The sequence below is a fragment of the Burkholderia anthina genome (genome assembly GCF_902498995.1).
GTDB classification, from domain to species: Bacteria; Pseudomonadota; Gammaproteobacteria; order Burkholderiales; family Burkholderiaceae; genus Burkholderia; species Burkholderia anthina.
Genome location: NZ_CABVLY010000019.1, coordinates 160,708 through 172,747, shown reverse-complemented (window position 1 = coordinate 172,747; position 12,040 = coordinate 160,708). Strand labels below are relative to the sequence as shown.

The 12,040-nt window shown below is 67.6% G+C and carries 10 protein-coding genes; 4 read left to right on the top strand and 6 right to left on the bottom strand.

The window, feature by feature from the left end:
- The coding region (locus BME24068_RS23525; protein ID WP_280528424.1) for a beta strand repeat-containing protein at nucleotides 1-2,195 on the bottom strand (2,195 nt) is incomplete at its 3' end.
- Nucleotides 2,196-2,774: 579 nt separating this feature from the next.
- Between BME24068_RS23525 and BME24068_RS23520 the strand changes: the two genes are divergently transcribed.
- The 3 genes from BME24068_RS23520 to BME24068_RS23510 all read left to right on the top strand — a co-directional run bounded on the left by BME24068_RS23520 (nucleotide 2,775) and on the right by BME24068_RS23510 (nucleotide 5,618).
- The gene (locus tag BME24068_RS23520; protein WP_096503850.1) at nucleotides 2,775-3,680 is read left to right on the top strand and encodes a LysR family transcriptional regulator; all 906 of its coding nucleotides are present in this window, start codon (nucleotides 2,775-2,777) and stop codon (nucleotides 3,678-3,680) included.
- A gap of 167 nt (nucleotides 3,681-3,847) precedes the next feature.
- A complete protein-coding gene (locus tag BME24068_RS23515; RefSeq protein WP_174927558.1) occupies nucleotides 3,848-5,035 on the top strand; it encodes an MFS transporter in 1,188 nt (395 codons plus the stop codon).
- A 52-nt stretch (nucleotides 5,036-5,087) separates the two neighbouring features.
- Nucleotides 5,088-5,618, top strand: coding sequence for a hypothetical protein (locus BME24068_RS23510; protein ID WP_174927557.1), 531 nt, complete (start codon nucleotides 5,088-5,090; stop codon nucleotides 5,616-5,618).
- A gap of 55 nt (nucleotides 5,619-5,673) precedes the next feature.
- Here the strand turns inward: BME24068_RS23510 and BME24068_RS23505 are convergent, their stop codons facing one another.
- The 3 genes from BME24068_RS23505 to BME24068_RS23495 form a co-directional block, all read right to left on the bottom strand.
- Nucleotides 5,674-6,831, bottom strand: a complete 1,158-nt coding sequence (locus tag BME24068_RS23505) for an iron-containing alcohol dehydrogenase (RefSeq protein ID WP_174927556.1) — start codon at nucleotides 6,829-6,831, stop codon at nucleotides 5,674-5,676.
- Entirely contained in the window at nucleotides 6,828-7,163 is a 336-nt protein-coding gene (locus BME24068_RS23500; RefSeq protein WP_174927555.1) for a putative quinol monooxygenase, read from the bottom strand. The genes BME24068_RS23505 and BME24068_RS23500 overlap by 4 nt, the downstream gene beginning before the upstream one ends.
- A 207-nt stretch (nucleotides 7,164-7,370) precedes the next feature.
- Complete coding sequence (locus tag BME24068_RS23495; RefSeq protein ID WP_174927554.1) at nucleotides 7,371-8,087, bottom strand: SDR family oxidoreductase; 717 nt, start codon at nucleotides 8,085-8,087, stop codon at nucleotides 7,371-7,373.
- A gap of 132 nt (nucleotides 8,088-8,219) precedes the next feature.
- Between BME24068_RS23495 and BME24068_RS23490 the strand changes: the two genes are divergently transcribed.
- On the top strand, nucleotides 8,220-9,197 hold the full coding sequence (locus BME24068_RS23490) for a LysR family transcriptional regulator (RefSeq protein WP_174927568.1): 978 nt from the start codon (nucleotides 8,220-8,222) through the stop codon (nucleotides 9,195-9,197).
- Nucleotides 9,198-9,497: 300 nt separating this feature from the next.
- On the opposite strand, the gene BME24068_RS23485 is transcribed toward BME24068_RS23490, so the two are convergent.
- On the bottom strand, nucleotides 9,498-10,340 hold the full coding sequence (locus BME24068_RS23485) for an ATP-binding cassette domain-containing protein (protein ID WP_174927553.1): 843 nt from the start codon (nucleotides 10,338-10,340) through the stop codon (nucleotides 9,498-9,500).
- The gene (locus tag BME24068_RS23480) at nucleotides 10,337-11,968 is read right to left on the bottom strand and encodes a cyclic peptide export ABC transporter (protein ID WP_174927552.1); all 1,632 of its coding nucleotides are present in this window, start codon (nucleotides 11,966-11,968) and stop codon (nucleotides 10,337-10,339) included. The genes BME24068_RS23485 and BME24068_RS23480 overlap by 4 nt, the downstream gene beginning before the upstream one ends.
- Nucleotides 11,969-12,040: the final 72 nt, after the last annotated feature.

Here is a 12,040-nt window from a genome sequence, read left to right as displayed (position 1 = left end):
GTCGTCACGTTCCAGCCTTGATTCAACGTATTGATCGCATCGCTGATCGTCGTCTGCTGGCCGCCTGCGATGTTGTACGTCGGCCCCGTGACCTTGCCGGTTGCCGGGTCGTACGATGCACCGCCGCCAATCACCGAGGCCATGCTATCGCCTTGGTTGTTCACCGTCTGGTTCGTCTGGTACAACTGCGAACCGTTCACCGCATCCGTGCTGGTCGCCGATACGTCGCCTGCCGCCACGTTCGTGATCTTCTGGTTCGCCATGTCGAGACCCGAACCCGACAGCACCGGACCACCATTGTCGATTCCCACACTCGCGAACGTCGGCGTGTCGCTCGTTGCGATCGAGATCTTCGAACCGTCCTGCGTCAGGGAAATGTTCTTGTCGCCGTCGACCGTCATCGCGTCGCCCGGCTTGATCGCCGTCACCGACGTGCCGCTTGCATTGCCGCTCGTTGTGACGTTCCAGCCTTGATTCAACGCGTTGATCGCATCGCTGATCGTCGTCTGCTGGCCGCCTGCGATGTTGTATGTCGGGCCCGTGACCTTGCCGGTTGCCGGGTCATACGATGCGCCGCCGCCGATCACCGAGGCCGTGCTGTTGCCTTGGTTGCTCACCGTCTGGTTCGTCTGGTGCAACTGCGAACCGTTCACCACGTCCGTGCTCGTCGCTGATACATCGCCTGCCGCCACGTTCGTGATCTTCTGGTTCGCCATGTCGAGACCCGAACCCGACAGCATCGGGCCACCATTGTCGATTCCTACGCTCGTGAACGTCGGCGTGTCGCTCGTCGCAATCGAGATCTTCGAACCGTCCTGCGTCAGGGAAATGTTCTTGCCGCCGTCGACCGTCATCGTGTCGCCCGGCTTGATCGCCGTCATCGACGTGCCGCTCGCGTTGCCGCTCGTCGTCACGTTCCAGCCTTGATTCAACGTATTGATCGCATCACTGATCGTCGTCTGCTGGCCGCCTGCGATGTTGTATGTCGGGCCCGTGACCTTGCCGGTTGCCGGGTCGTACGATGCACCGCCGCCAATCACCGAGGCCGTGCTGTCGCCCACGTTGTTCACGGTCTGGTTCGTCTGGTGCAACTGCGAGCCGTTCACCGCGTCCGTGCTGGTCGCCGATACGTCGCCTGCCGCCACGTTGCCGAGCTTCGCCGGCGAGCCACCCGGATTCAACGTCACGCTGCCGTAGTTGACCGAGCCATCCGGATTCGTGTCGTACTTCACTGCGCTGTCCGACACCGCCGTCAGCTGATTCACGTTGACTGCGTCAGTACCAGCCGTGCCGCCAGCGACGTTCCGGATCTGCCGTTCGCTACCGGCCTTGCCCACCGACACCGCGCCGGTCGACGCGATCGCATCGCCGCTGAACTTCGCGAGACCGGTCGCATTCCCCGCACCGACGCTATTCGAGCCAATCGCGACGCTGTCGTCGACGCTCGTCACCGCGCCCGCACCCAGCGAGACGGCATTCGTGCCGCTCGCTCGGGTCTGCGTGGCCGGGTGGTAGTTCGCCCCGTTCGACACGCCGTCGTTACCGGCCGCGCGCGAATCGGATGCGCCGATCGCAATCGACCGGTAGCCGTCCGCAAGCGCGGAATGCCCGAGTGCGATGCCGCTTTCGCCCTTCGCGTAGGCCACGTTGCCAAGCGCCATCGAGTAGTCGCCGTTGGCCGCCGACTGCCGGCCGATCGCGATACTCGTATTGCCGCTCGACAGTGCGACGGGGCCGATCGCGACGCCCGAGTTACCCTGGACCGCCCTCGCTCCGACACCCAGCGCCACGCCGCCCTGTGCGGCGCTGGCACGGTCGCCGAGCGCCACGCCGGCCGTCTGCGCGGACGCGTTGTTGCCGACCGCTGTCGAACAGCCGTTGGTCAGCATGTAGGTGTTGCCGTTCGACGTATTGCCCGGATTGCTTCGATCGACAAAACTCTGTCCGCAGCTCTGATCCACGGATGCCGCCTTGCCGGACGATGCATTGTTGGCCCCGCCCGACACGACCGTCTGCGCATGCGCGCCTGGCGTCACTGCCGTGAAACCCGTCGCGGCCACACCGAGCGCGAGCAATCGGCGCGCCACGCGCCGGCGCGTGCTGCGCGTCGACTTGCCGCATGCCGCGGCGTTTTCGTGAACCGCGACCCACGCGCGGATCGATTCATTCCAGATGGTCTTGTATATTCTGTTCATAGAAGTCAAACGCTCCCGTACAATCGATCAGTTGTGCGAATCTATCTGTCGTTGCCGGAGCGAAAAATCGGAAAAGGAGGCGGCGCCCGGGCCGGATCAAAGCCCGGGAAAACCTGCGAAAACGTCGCCGGAATCGGCGCTAAAACGGGGAAGCCTGGCTCGGGAAATAAAGACGAAGCGATCGCGGCGGCGAAAACCGCCTGGCCCGTGCGCATCGCCGCGGTTGCCGCATGGCGTTGCCTGGCAACCGGCCCTTCGGGTACGCATGTGCCAACCCCGCCCCGTCGGGACAAGCAGGTCGCGGCGAAGGTTACGGTGCTTCGGGGTTGGGCGGTAGTCGGCGCCGCCGATATCCAGTATCGGCCTTGCGCGCATCTTTCCGGGCAAGGGTCTTTAGTACTATCTCTTCCGATTGAGAAATCGGATCGAGATGCGAAACAATTTCCGGGCAGTTGTGAATTCGTTTTATTTTCCGGAAGATGCATCGAGTGGCAACGGATTACGCGTCACTCGGCAATCAATCTCCGCATCCTTGCACCGATTACAAACCAACACTCATCAGACAAGAGGCGCGACTTCATGGATTTGTTGGCGACGATGCGCATCTACGTCAGGGTCGTCGAGCGCGGCACGATGTCGGGCGCGGCCCGGGATCTGGACATGGGCCAGCCGGCCGTCAGCGAGCGTATCGAAAAGCTCGAGAAGTTTCTCGGCACACGCCTCCTGATGCGCAGCGCACGCACGCTCACGTGCACGGAAGAAGGCCGGATCTTCTACGAACGCAGCAAGGAACTGCTCGATGCGGCGGAAGATACGATCGCATCGGTATCGAAGACGGAAAACACGCTCAGCGGCACGATCCGGATCGCGGCGCCGCAATGCTTCGGCGAGGTCGTGGTTCCGAAGACGCTGATGCATATCCGCACCGCGTATCCGCGACTGCACGTCGACCTGGTGCTGAACGACAACATCGTCGATCCGGTCACCGAAGGGGTCGACATCTCGATCCGCGTCGGTCAGCTCGGCGACGGCGGCTTCGTCGCCCACTCGCTCGGCGCGGTCGGCCGCGTGCTCGTGGCCGCCCCCGCCTATCTCGACCGCCACGGCCCGATCGCAACGAAAGCCGATCTGATGAACCACCCGTTCATCCGCGTCAAGGGCATCTTCGCGAACGAGCAGTTGCCGCTGCAAGGCGAGGACAAGACGCTCGAGTACGCACGGATCCAGACGACGATGACGACGAGCCACTGGCGCCCGATGTTCGACACGATCCTGGCCGGCGGCGGCATCGGCGTGGTGCAGCAGCCGGCCTGCGTGAATGCGCTCGCGCGCGGCGAACTCGTCAGGATCCTGCCGCAGTACACGATTCCCGGCTACGCGCTCAACGTGCTCGTCGCGCAACGGCCGCTGCCGCCGCGCGTGCGGGTCATCGTCGATCTGCTGAAGCAGGAAATCCCCGCGCTGCTGACGCAGCACGCGCCGTAAGCGCCGCGCGCCGGCCCGCACGACGCTTGCACGCCGGCTGAGCGTGCGGTACCGTCCTGCTTTCCGGGATAACCGAAGCCTCGCCTCGAAACCCATCCGTCGATTCGATCCGATGCGGCCCCGCCCTTGCCGGCGCCGCCGCGTCGTACGTACAGGAGGGTTCGGGTGTGGACGTTCGCGTATACCTGCTGGCCGCCGCCGTGTTTCTGGCCGGCATCGCCGAAAACATCTGCGTCGGCATCCTGCCGGCCCTCTCCGCCGGCCTTCGCGTTTCGATCGCGGCCGCCGGCCAGCTCACCACGATCTTCTCCGCCGTGTTCGCGCTCGCCGCACTCGTCGCGGCCGCGTTCGTCGGGCGTGTCGAACGGCGCACCGCGCTCGTTGCGTCGCTCGGCGCGTTCGCGGCCGCGAACCTGTTCGCCGCGGCCAGCCCCGGCTATGCGAGCCTGTTCGCCGCACGCGTGCTGATGGCCGCGAGCTGCGCGACGCTGATCCTCGTCGCGACGCGCTTCGCGGCCGAACTCGCGCCGGCGTCGCAACGCGGCCGCGCGATCGGCATCGTGTTCATGGGCATCAGCGCGTCGCTCGTGCTCGGCGTGCCGATCGGAATGCGAATCGCCGACTGGGCCGGCTGGCGGGCGGTATTCGTGTCGATCGCCGTGCCCGCGCTGCCGCTGGCGCTGTTGCTCGGCCGGCGCCTGCCGCGCCCGACGCCCGCACGTGCATCGGCACGCGCTAGCGCAACCGATGCGCCCGCATCGCCGTCGTACCGCGCGGCACTCGGCCGCCGTCGGCTGCTGGCCGCGCAACTCGTGTCGATCGCGATGATCGGCGGGCATTTCACGCTGTTTGCGTATCTGACGCCGTATCTGCAGGCCGTGCTGTCGCCGGACGCCGCCGCGCTCGAAGGCCTGTACGTGGCGTTCGGCGTCGCCGGCGTGAGCGGCGCATGGCTCGGCGGGCTGCTGTCCGACCGGCTCGGCGCATCGCGCGCGCTCTGCGCCTGCCCGGCCGTGTTCGTCGTCGCGATGGCCGCGTTGCCGATGACCGGTGCGTCGCCGTTCGCGTTCGTGCCGGCGATGATGCTGTGGGGCTGCATCAGCTGGTCGATCTCGCCGATCGTGCAGAACGCGCTGATCCACGCCGCCCCGTCGCTCGCCGATGCCAGCGTCGGCATCAACGTGTCGGCCATGCATGCGGGTGTCGCGCTCGGTTCGGTGCTCGGCGGCATGCTCGTCGAACGCGGCGCGCTGCTCGTCACGCCGTGGGCCGGGTGCGCGCTCGTTGCGATCGCGCTGGGATGTGCGTGCGTATCGGCATGGCCGATGCGGCAGGCGGTGCGTGCATCGTCGTGATCGCAGCCGGCCCTCGCCGCGCATGATGGCGGCGTGTATCATCGCCGCCATCATGCCCATCCGACCGCTTCGTCCGCTCCTGATCGCCGCCGCACTCGCAACGCTCGCCGCTCCCGTCGCATCGCGCGCGCAGCAGGTCGGCGTGGTCGCGGATGGCGTCTACTACACGCCGAACACGCATCTGGCCGCCGGCACGTCGCTGCAGATTCTGCCCGACGACGGCAAGGGTATCGCGCACTGCTGCGCGACGATCACCGGGCCGGCCGCGAAGCCCGGCAACCCGACTCTCGACGCGCTGCACGACGACCGCGCGATCGCCGCGTATGCGCTGTCGCTGCCGAAGTCGGTTCCGGCGGATACGACCGGCTTCGGTGTGGCCGGCAACGCGCGCTTCGTGCATCAGGGCGCGCATCCGCAAGCCGTGCTCGACGGCGGCCTGCCGCTCGCATTCTCGATCTGCACGTCGACCGAAGGGGTGCATTACCTCGGCCGCAAGGTCGGCAGCAACACGTTGCTCGTGCACCTGTACCAGTACTTCGACGGCGAGCTCGAATCGACCTGCCGGGATGCCGAGCTGAAATAGTTGGGCCGGCCGGCGGCGTCGCGCCGTCGACCGCCGCGCCTTCACGCCCGGCGCATCACCACGCCTGCCGATAGATCGCCAGCGCGTCGGCTTCCGTCACTTCGCGCGGATTGTTCACGAGCAGGCGCGTCTGCAGCATCGCGTCCGACGCCATCCTCGGCAGGTCGCCCTCGCCGATCCCGACTTCGCGCAACGTGTTCGGAATACCCGTCGCCACGATCAGGCGATCGATCTCGCCGATCAGCGCCTGCGCCTTCGCATCGTCGCTGCCCGTCGCCGACGGTGCGACGATCGCCGCCAGTTCCGCATACAGCGGCGCGGCGGCCGGCGCGTTGAAGCGCAATACGTGCGGCAGCACGAGCGCGTTCGACAGCCCGTGCGGCACGTGGAAAATGCCGCCGACAGGATAGGCCAGCGCATGCACGGCCGCGACCGGCGCGTTCGCGAACGCCTGCCCCGCGAACATCGCGCCGACCAGCATCGCTTCGCGCGCGTGGCGATCGGTGCCGTCGTCGCAGGCCTTCAGCAGATTGCGCGACAGCAGCGTCAATGCCTGCACGGCCAGCATGTCGGACACCGGGTTCTTCAGCCGCGACGACGTATAAGCCTCGATCGCATGCACCATCGCGTCGATGCCCGTGGCCGCCGTCGCCGCGCGCGGCAGCCCGAGCGTCAGTTCGGCATCGAGGATCGCGACGTCCGCGAACAGGTGCGGCGACACGACCCCCATCTTGCGCGCCTCGCCGACCGTGACGATCGACACGGCCGTCACTTCGGAGCCCGTGCCGGCCGTGGTCGGCATCTGCACGAGCGGCAGCCGCGACGTCGCAACCTTGTCGACGCCGTACATGTCCGCCAGCGCCTGCCGGCCCGGCGCGAGCACCGCGATCAGCTTCGCGACGTCCATCGACGAACCGCCGCCGATGCCGAGCACGATCTCGGCATCGGCCGCCACCGCCCGCTCGGTCGCTTCGAGCACTACGTGCTCGGGCGGGTCGGCAATCACGTCGTCGATCACGCTCACCTGCCAGCCGTGCGCGACGAGGCTCTCCAGCGCGGGCGCGAGCACGCCGCTGCGATGCAGGAACGCGTCGGTGACGACGCATAACCGCGCAAGCGCCGGAAAGCGTTCGCGCAACAGCGCGCCGAGCCGGCGCGCGGCGCCGAATTCGACGATCTGCGTCGGAACGGTACGGAATTGAAACGGGTTCATCGGCTGTCTCCCGGTGGCGTCGCCGTGCCGGTGTCCGGCTGCACCATGTAGCGCGTCACGTCGCGGCGATCGAGCAACGGAATGATCGCTCCGACACCGATTCGCTGGAAATGCGGCGTTTCCCGATGCGCGTCGAGCCCGTCGGCGTCGCGGTAGCGCTCGAGAATCACGATGTGGTCGGGGTCGACCGGCGACCGGAAGTACGCGTAGTCGAGGTTCTTCGGTTCGGCGCGCGTGGCCGGTGCGAGTTCGGTCAGCAGTTCGATCACGCGGTCGCCGTTGCCGGGTTTCGCGAAGTAATGGGCGATGACCTGCAGGTAAGGCTCGTTCATGCTGCGCTCCGGGTTCGACAGGGGCCCGTCACGACGGGCCGACGTTCAGGAAGGCGGCGATCGTCCGCACGGATATCGAGCAGACGGCCCGACGTCGCATTGTATTGAATCGGCGCGGCATTCGCAGCGCGCCGCGCGCCTGTCGAATGCCGGCCGCACCGATGCCGGTCGTCTCTCGCGCGGTGGTCGTCACCGATGCACCGGCCGCTACCACGGCACCGTGCGCCCCAGGTAATCGAGGTATTCCAGCCCCGCCCGCGCCTGTTTTCCGATCAGCACGTCCACGAGGCTCGGCACGCTTTCCTCGATGGTCAGTCGCGCGTCGGGGCCGCCGAGTTCCGTGCGAACCCAGCCGGGCGCCATCAGCACCATCGCACGCGACGTGCCGGCCTGGCGTGCCGCGAAACTGCGCATGAACTGGTTCAGCGCGGCCTTGCTGCCGCGATAGACCTCGCGCATCCCGGTGACGTTGTTCGCGACACTGCCTTGCCCCGACGACATCGCGCCGATCAGGCCATCGTCGGTCACGAGATCCTGCAGCGTCTCGATCACGCGCATCGGCGCCAGCGCATTCGTGATCATCACGCGCACGAATTCGCCGGTCGTCACTTCGCCGATCGTTTCGTTCGGGTCGTTGGTCGTTCCGGCGTTCACGAACAGCATGTCGAAGCGCCTGCCCGACACACGCTCGCGCAGCGCGGCCAGTTGTTCCGGCTCGCAGATGTCGAGCGTCTCGATCTCGAGCCTGCCGTCGAAGCGTCCGGCGAGTTCGTGCAGTTTCGTTCGCGCCGCCCCTTCACGGACCGTGCCCGTGACACGCCAGCCCTTGTTCAGGAATTGCTCCGCCATCGCGAGGCCGAGCCCTCGTGACGCGGCGACGAGCAGAATCGAGGGTGCGCCCGGGTTCGATACAGTCGATTGCATGGCTATGCCTGTGTGGAAATCCGTCATGCAGCCACTATAGGTGCGTGCATCAATGAGCGCCAGACGCACCGAACTCAATGAATAGTTGCATCGAACGCCATGCCAAGCCGCGCAATGCCGTATGCTGTCCGGATGGAAGACATCGACCTGAACCTCGTGGCCGCGCTCGACGTGCTGCTGACCGAAAACAGCGTGACCGCCGCCGCGCGCCGGCTCGGGCTGAGCACGTCGGCGATGAGCCGCACGCTTACGCGGCTGCGTGCCGCCACCGGCGATCAACTGCTCGTGCGCGCCGGACGCAAGCTCGTGCCGACGCCGCACGCAACCGCTTTGCGCGATCGCGTGCATGCGATCGCGAACGACGCCCGTGCGGTGCTGCGGCCGGCCACGGCCGACGTGGACATGTCGACGCTCGCGGCCACCTTCACCCTGCGCGCGGCGGCGTCGTTCATGGACATGCTCGCCGGCCCGGTGGTCGCCGCGATCGGCGACATCGCGCCCGGCGTGCGCGTGCGTTTCGTCTCGAAGCCCGATCGCGATCCGGGGCCGCTGCGCGACGGCACGGTCGATCTGGAGATCGGCAAACGCGGCGACGACGCGCCCGAGCTGCATACGCGTCCGCTCTTTCACGACTGGCACGTCGCGGTGGCGCGCGCCGGGCATCCGCTGTTCGCGTCCGGCAAGATCACGCCCGCGCGCTACGCGGCGTGCCGTCACGTGATCGCGTCGCAGCTGGGCGATTTCGGCGGACCGGCCGACGATGCGACAGGCCCGCGCGCGCCCGCCCATGACGTACATGTCGTCGTGCCCGGCTACCCCGATGCGATGCGCGTCGCGGCCGGCACCGACCTGATTGCGCTCGTGCCGCGCTCGAGCCTCGGCAATGCATTCACGCCGGGGCTCGCACAAGCGCTGGGGCTGCGCAGCTTCGACATCCCGGTTCGACTGCCCGGGATCCTCGTTTCGGCGCTGTGGCATCCGCGCATGCACGGCGACCCGGTACATCGCCGCCTGCGCGATACCGTCATCGACACGTGCAAGCGCGCGTATCCGGATTCCCGCCCGCCGCGCGCGTCGGCACGCGGCACGGGTTCGCGCGCGACCGGCTGAGGCACCCGGTTCGTGCGAAACGCGCCGGCGTCACACCAGCCGGCCGCCGCCGTCGACGGGCAGGATCTATCGCATAAGCCGGCCCGGCGATGCGCTCGTGCATCGCGGCGAACAGTTGATCGGGATCGGTGTCGGCCAGCTTGCCGACGATGAAGCGCCCCGCCGTGACGACCAGGTGATCGACCCGCGTCATCGTTCAGGACCCGCACGTTCCTGCAGTTCATCGAGCAGCGGCTTCCCGAACTCCCCGGATTCCACGTGCCGCAGGCGTCGTCGCAACGAGTACGTCGATAACGGCCCCTAATACGCGAACCCGATCCGCCCCTGCCCCACCGGATGCGCGACCGTGCCCATCGGAATGTCGTAGACGTCGGTCAGCACGTGATCGCGCATGAACGCATCCGGCGTCCCTTCGACCACGATGCGCCCCTGTCGCAACGCGACGAGCCGGTCGCAATAGCGCGCGGCGAGATTCACGTCGTGCAGCACGACGACCACGCAGAGCCCGCGTTCGAGCGCCAGCGCGCGCACGAGCGCGAGCACCTCGATCTGGTGCCGCACGTCGAGCGCGGAAATCGGCTCGTCGAGCAGCAGGCATTCGCTGCGCTGCGCGACGAGCATCGCGAGCCACGCGCGCTGTCGCTCGCCGCCCGACAGGCTGTCCGCCGCCCGATCCGCGAATGCTGCGACGTCCGTCGCGCGCAACGCATCGTCGACCATCGCGCGATCCTCGTCGCCGAACCGGCCCAGTGCGCCATGCCATGGATAGCGGCCCAGCGCGACGAGCTCGCGCACGGTCAGCCCGTCGGTCGCGGGCAGATGCTGCGGCAGATACGCGATCGCACGCGCCAGCGCCCGGTTGGCCCACGTATCGAGCGGGCGATCCTGCAGACGAATCGTGCCTGCCGACGGCCGCTGCTGCCGCGCGAGCAGCTTCACCAGCGTCGACTTGCCCGAGCCGTTGTGACCGAGCAGGCCGACCACGCTGCCGCGCGCGAACGCGAGATCGGCCGGATGCAGCAGCACACGACCGGCCGCTTCGAACGACACGCGTTCGAGCGCGAAAAACGGGGCCGGCGACGCGACGGCCGCGGAGACATCCGGCGCGAGAGCAGGCGCCGGTACGGAAGCAATCGGATTCATGTCGGAGATACCGTCGAATGCGGCGCCACGGTAGCGGACTGCGCGACGATCTGCCCGTAGTCGAGCTTCACGCTGCGATCCGCCAGCGCGAAATAGCGGTCGTCGTGCGAGATCACCAGCACCGTCTTGCCGCGCGCCTTGAGTTCCGGCAGCAATTGCCGGTAGAACACATCCTTGAACAGCGGATCCTGGTCGGCCGCCCATTCGTCGAACACGTAGAACGGCCGGTCTTCCAGATACGCGACCAGCAGCGCGAGCCGCTTGCGCTGCCCCTGCGACAGCTCGAGCGTGGAAAACGCGCCGCCATCGACCGCCACCTTGTGCGACAGCTGCAGCGCGTCGAGCAGTGCGCGCGCCCGCTGGCGCGACGCCATGTCGATGCCGAACAGCCGTTCGAACAGGAAGAAATCACTGAACACGGCCGAGAACAGGTGCCGGTAACGCTCGCGCGACGCCGCATCGACCGGCTCGCCGTCGAGCAGGATTCGCCCGCCTTCGGGCGCGTACAGGCCCGTGATCAGTTTCGCGAGCGTCGTCTTGCCGCTGCCGTTGCCGCCGATCAGGAACACCGTTTCGCCCGGCGCGAACGACAGGTCGATCGGCCCCAGCGTGAACGCTTCGCCGTCGCGCACATAGCGATGCGTGACGCCGTCGAGCGCGATCCGCCCGAACGCGTGCACGGGCCGCGCGCCGCCCACCGGCTCGCGCGGCAGTTCCGCATCGAGCTGCTCGATGCGCTCGAACGCGACGCGCGCGATGCTGACCGACGGAATCGCGGCGAGCAGCCCCTCGATCGGCATGATCATGTACAGGAACACCATCGCGTAGCCCGACGCGACGCGCGCATCGATCTCGAACCAGCGCGCAAGCACGAACAGCGTGAGGCCGATGAATGCGAACAGGACCAGGTTGCCCCAGCTCGCCGCGGCCGCGTACAGCATGTAGCCGCGCGTGCGCTGCACGCGCACGGCTTCGACGCCCGGGGCGAGCATCTCGTCGACGAATGCGTCGCGGCGTGCGCGATGCAGCTTCAGCTCCTTCGCGCCGTCGAACAGCGCGCGGAAGTGGCGCACGAGATCGTCCTCACGCCGGCGCGAATCGCGCAGGTCGGTCAGCGCGCGCCCCTGGACCACGCGAAAGCCGAGCATCGCGACCCCGATCGTGACGGCCGCGAACAGCAGGATCTGCCACGACAGATAGCCGAGGTACGCGAGACAGCCGGCGATCACCGCACCCTGCATCGCGATCGTCGGCAGGTTGACGAAAAACACGACGATCGTGTCGAGATCCTGCGTGAGCACCGACAGCGATTTCGCGCTGCCGAGCCGTTCGAGATCGGGGTACGCCGCATCGCCGATGCGGCGGATCGTCCGCATGCGCAGCATCGCCTTCGCGCGCTGCCCGAGCGACATGAACAGCATCTGCGACACCGCGCGCGCGGCGAGCACCGCGACGACGACCGCCGCGAAGCGCCAGCCGAGCGCCACGAGGCGTTCGGCCGATGCACCGAGCGCCTGGTTGATCAGCGCGATCAGCACGGCATTGCCGATCCCGCTCGCGAGGCTCGTCAGCAACGCGAGCGGCAAGGTCCAGCGAAAACTGCCGGTCAGGAAACGAAACAGCGACATGGGGAATCCTTGCACGTGCGACGCCGCCCTGCCGCTCGCGCGACGGGCGGCGTGCCGCCATCAGTTGTAGTG

Bases quoted from the DNA above. Each gene is read 5' to 3' on its own strand.
- BME24068_RS23480 (WP_174927552.1), bottom strand. From the start codon at position 11,968: ATGTCGCTGTTTCGTTTCCTGACCGGCAGTTTTCGCTGGACCTTGCCG.
- BME24068_RS23505 (WP_174927556.1), bottom strand. From the start codon at position 6,831: ATGAACCCGTTTCAATTCCGTACCGTTCCGACGCAGATCGTCGAATTC.
- BME24068_RS23485 (WP_174927553.1), bottom strand. From the start codon at position 10,340: ATGAATCCGATTGCTTCCGTACCGGCGCCTGCTCTCGCGCCGGATGTC.
- BME24068_RS23500 (WP_174927555.1), bottom strand. From the start codon at position 7,163: ATGAACGAGCCTTACCTGCAGGTCATCGCCCATTACTTCGCGAAACCC.
- BME24068_RS23490 (WP_174927568.1), top strand. From the start codon at position 8,220: ATGGAAGACATCGACCTGAACCTCGTGGCCGCGCTCGACGTGCTGCTG.
- BME24068_RS23495 (WP_174927554.1), bottom strand. From the start codon at position 8,087: ATGCAATCGACTGTATCGAACCCGGGCGCACCCTCGATTCTGCTCGTC.
- BME24068_RS23520 (WP_096503850.1), top strand. From the start codon at position 2,775: ATGGATTTGTTGGCGACGATGCGCATCTACGTCAGGGTCGTCGAGCGC.
- BME24068_RS23510 (WP_174927557.1), top strand. From the start codon at position 5,088: ATGCCCATCCGACCGCTTCGTCCGCTCCTGATCGCCGCCGCACTCGCA.